We start from the raw sequence: 3,595 nt of genomic DNA, 5'->3' as shown, positions 1-3,595 counted from the left end.
CGCCGCGTACGCGGCGAGCTCGTCGACGGGTTCGTCGGGCCCCCCGATGTGCCGGGTGCGGATGCCGACCCGGCTGGTGATCCACGCGTCGTCGGTGTCGACCAACTCCGCGAGGTCGTGGTTGGTGAGCACCTTGGCGGGCTGGTAGTGCCCGAGCGCGGCAATGCGAGTGCCCGTCATCCCGGGACCCCCTCGGTGGTTCGATCGTCCGGCAGGATTCCCCAGTCTTGCCAGCGACTGATGGGTAACCGGTGACGTAATCCACCAAGATTCATCCGTACCCCTTGGTCGACCGCGACAAGGACCCGGGCGCCCCACGGGCCCCACGGCGTCGCGTGGGGCCGCGGGCGGGGTCAGTTCTTCGGCGGATCGATCATCTGGAGGGCGAGGGTGGCCGGGGGCGGGGCGATGCCGGGACCACCGGCGGCCGTCCAGGCGAGGATGTCGTCGAGGGAGTCCTGGTCGAGGGTGAAGGCGACCCAGGCGGCCCGGCCGCCGCGCCGCCGGCCCTCGGTGGAGGGCTGGACGACGACGATGTTGGCCTGGGCGCAGGGGCCGAGGCAGTCGCTCGTACGGACGGCGAGCCGGCCGCCGGAGGCCGCGGCGGCCTCCCGGAGGCGGGCGAGTTGTCCGGCGTGGTCGGTGCCGGGGTTCTTGCGGGCGTCGCCGCAGCAGCAGCCGCGGCAGACGACGAGGGAGCAGGGGCGGGCCCCGTAACGTATCGGGACCGGGGTCACTCGCGGCCGCCCGGGGTGGGCGTGGAGGCGGAACCGTCCGGGGTGGGCGTGGAGGCTGAACCGTCCGGGGTGGGCGTGGAGGCGGGGGCTTCCAGGGTGATCGCCGCGACGGGGGCGACCGTGCCGAGGCGCGGGAAGTCGAGGTCGACGGAGGCGCGGTGTTCGTCGGCGGTGAGCGCGCTCATGGCGTCCTCGGCGAAGACGAGGTCGTAGCCGAGGTCGCCGGCGGCGCGGGCGGTGGACTCGACACCGAGGTTGGTGGCGATGCCGCCGAGGACCAGGGTGGTGGCGCCGAACCCGGTGAGGAGTTCGTGGAGTCCGGTGTCCTGGAAGCCGCCGATGGTGCGCTTGACGACGACGGGCTCGCCCTCCCGGACTAGGCCGGCGACGAGCTCGCTGCCGGGCGGCTGGGCTTCGACGTTCGGCCGTTCGACCCGGATGTGGACGACGGGCGCGCCTGCGGCCCGGAAGGTGTCGGCGAGCCGGGCGGCGGCCGTGAGGACGTCGGTGCCGGGGCGGGGCGCGAGGGGCAGCGCCACGATGCGTTCCATGAGGTCGACGAGGACGAGCGCGGTGCGGCCGGAATCGAGTGCGGGCATGGGAGCACCGTAGCGGCCGGGATGATCATCCTGGGGTGGTCGTGGGTGTGATCCGGCCTACGGAGGGAGTCGCAGACTGAGCCACCGGCGTCCCGTCCGTCTCGGGATCCCCCTCCGCGTCACGGGCGCGGCGCTTCGCGATCACCGCGCACACCATCAGCTGCATCTGGTGGAAGAGCATCAGGGGGAGCACGGCGAGCGCGGCCTGGGGGCCGAAGAGGACGCTCGCCATCGGCAGTCCCGCCGCCAGGCTCTTCTTCGAACCGGCGAACTGGATCGCGATCCGGTCCGCCCGGCCGAAGCCGAGACGCCCGGCTCCGTACCAGGTCAGGGCGAGCATCGCCGCGAGCAGGGCGGCCTCGACGGCGAGCAGCAGGCCGAGCCGGGCCGGGGTCACCAGGTGCCAGATGCCGGCGACCACGCCCTGGCTGAAGGCGGTGTAGACGACGAGGAGTATCGAGCCCCGGTCGACGTACCCGAGGAGCTTCTTGTGGCGGACGAGGAAGGCGCCGACCCAGCGGCGCAGGAATTGTCCGGCGAGGAACGGTGCGAGGAGCTGGAGCACGATCTTCGTGAGCCCGTCGGCGGAGAGGCCGCCGGCGCTGTTGCCGAGGAGCAGCGCGGCGAGCAGCGGGGTGAGGACGATGCCGGCGAGGGAGGAGAAGGAGCCCGCGCAGATCGCGGCGGGGACGTTGCCGCGGGCGATCGACGTGAAGGCGATGGAGGACTGGATGGTGGACGGCACCAGGCAGAGGAAGAGGAGGCCGCTGTAGAGCTGGGGGGTGAGGACCGTCGGGACGAGGCCGCGGGCGGCGAGTCCGAGGAGCGGGAAGAGGAGGAAGGTGCTGCCGAGGACGGTGAGGTGGAGCCGCCAGTGCTTGAGCCCGTCGAGGGCCTCACGGGTGGAGAGCCGGGCCCCGTAGAGGAAGAAGAGGAGGGCCACGGCTCCGGTGGACGCGCCTTGCGCGACGTGGGCGGCGCCGCCGGACGCGGGGAGGAGCGCGGCGAGGCCGACCGTGCCGAGCAGCGCCAGGATGTATCCGTCGACGGGCAGCCAGGACGGCAGCCGGAGGGTGCGGCGCGGCGTGCCGCGGCTTCGGCGCGGGGCGGGCGTACGGGCGGTCATGGACTCCACTGCTCTGTGCTCGGCGAGGGGGTGTCTCGCGCCTTTCCATCCTGGCCCAGGGCCCGGTGATCGGGAATCCCGTACAGGGCACTGACTGTCATCGCGTTTGGCGATAATCATGGAGTGCGGGCGTTACGGTCGTCCTGTGTACGAGCCCACCCATCTGCGCACCTTCCTCGCCGTGGCCCAGACGCTGAGCTTCACCCGGGCCGCGGACCGTCTCGGGCTGCGGCAGTCGACCGTCAGCCAGCATGTGCGGCGCCTGGAGGAGGCGACGGGCCGGCCGCTCTTCACCCGGGACACCCATCGGGTGGCGCTGACCGATGACGGGGAGGCGATGCTCGGTTTCGCGCGCACGATCCTTCAGGCGCACGAGCGGGCGGCGGCGTACTTCGCCGGGACACGGCTGCGCGGGCGGCTGCGGTTCGGGGCGTCGGAGGACTTCGTGACGACCCGGCTGCCGGAGATCCTGGAGTCGTTCCGGCGCGAGCACCCGGAGGTCGACCTGGAGCTGACGGTCGAGCTGTCCGGCACCCTCCAGGCCCGGCTCGCCGCGGGCCGGCTGGATCTGATCCTGGCCAAGCGGCGCGGCGGGGAGAGCGAGGGGCGACTCGTGTGGGAGGACTCCCTGATCTGGATCGGGGCGCCGGGGCTCCGGCTGGATCCCGACCGTCCGGTTCCGCTCATCCTGTACCCGCCGCCGGGGATCACCCGGGCGCGGGCCCTGGAGGCCCTTGAGGCACAGGGCCGGGCGTGGCGGATCGCGTGCACGAGTTCCAGCCTGAGCGCGAACGTGGCGGCGGCCCGTGCGGGGCTGGGCGTGATGGCGCACACGCGGGGTCTGGTACCGCCGGGTCTGGTGCCGGTGGCGGGGCTTCCGGAGCTCGGCGACGTCGGCTTCGTGCTGCGTGCGGGGCGCCGGGGCGGGGCGGTGCAGGAGGCGGCGGACGCGCTGGCGGAGGCGATCCTGGCGGGCGGCGACCGGCTGCACCGGCCGGGCTGACCGGACGAGGAGCGGCCCTGCGCGCCGGTCCGCTCCGCGCCGACCGGACGAGGAGCGCCCCTGTGCGCGCCGGTCCGGGCTGACCGGACGCGGAGCGGCCCTGCGGCGCCCGGTCCGGGCTGACCGGACG

The 3,595-nt window shown here is 73.8% G+C and carries 4 protein-coding genes and 1 pseudogene; 1 reads left to right on the top strand and 4 read right to left on the bottom strand.

All coding sequences use genetic code 11. The annotated features are described in order from the left end of the window. The 4 genes and pseudogenes from AOK00_RS35855 to AOK00_RS35840 form a co-directional block, all read right to left on the bottom strand. Window positions 1-180: pseudogene (locus AOK00_RS35855) on the bottom strand (3-oxoacyl-ACP synthase); the annotation flags it as partial. 173 nt (window positions 181-353) lie between these two features. Then, window positions 354-737, bottom strand: coding sequence for a hypothetical protein (locus AOK00_RS35850; RefSeq protein WP_030320224.1), 384 nt, complete (start codon window positions 735-737; stop codon window positions 354-356). After that, window positions 734-1,336: an isochorismatase family protein gene (locus tag AOK00_RS35845; protein WP_055604277.1), complete on the bottom strand. Its 603-nt coding sequence runs from the start codon at window positions 1,334-1,336 to the stop codon at window positions 734-736. The genes AOK00_RS35850 and AOK00_RS35845 overlap by 4 nt, the downstream gene beginning before the upstream one ends. A gap of 25 nt (window positions 1,337-1,361) precedes the next feature. Further along, window positions 1,362-2,462 carry a bile acid:sodium symporter family protein gene (locus AOK00_RS35840; protein WP_055604278.1) on the bottom strand — a complete coding sequence of 367 codons (1,101 nt, stop codon included), beginning with the start codon at window positions 2,460-2,462 and terminating at the stop codon, window positions 1,362-1,364. Window positions 2,463-2,607: 145 nt separating this feature from the next. Between AOK00_RS35840 and AOK00_RS35835 the strand changes: the two genes are divergently transcribed. Beyond that, complete coding sequence (locus AOK00_RS35835) at window positions 2,608-3,465, top strand: LysR substrate-binding domain-containing protein (protein ID WP_055604276.1); 858 nt, start codon at window positions 2,608-2,610, stop codon at window positions 3,463-3,465. Window positions 3,466-3,595 lie beyond the last annotated feature (130 nt).

Origin of the sequence: Streptomyces aureus, from assembly GCF_001418135.1 — a bacterium.
Taxonomy (GTDB): domain Bacteria; phylum Actinomycetota; class Actinomycetes; order Streptomycetales; family Streptomycetaceae; genus Streptomyces; species Streptomyces aureus_A.
This window is presented reverse-complemented; position numbering and strand designations above follow the sequence as displayed.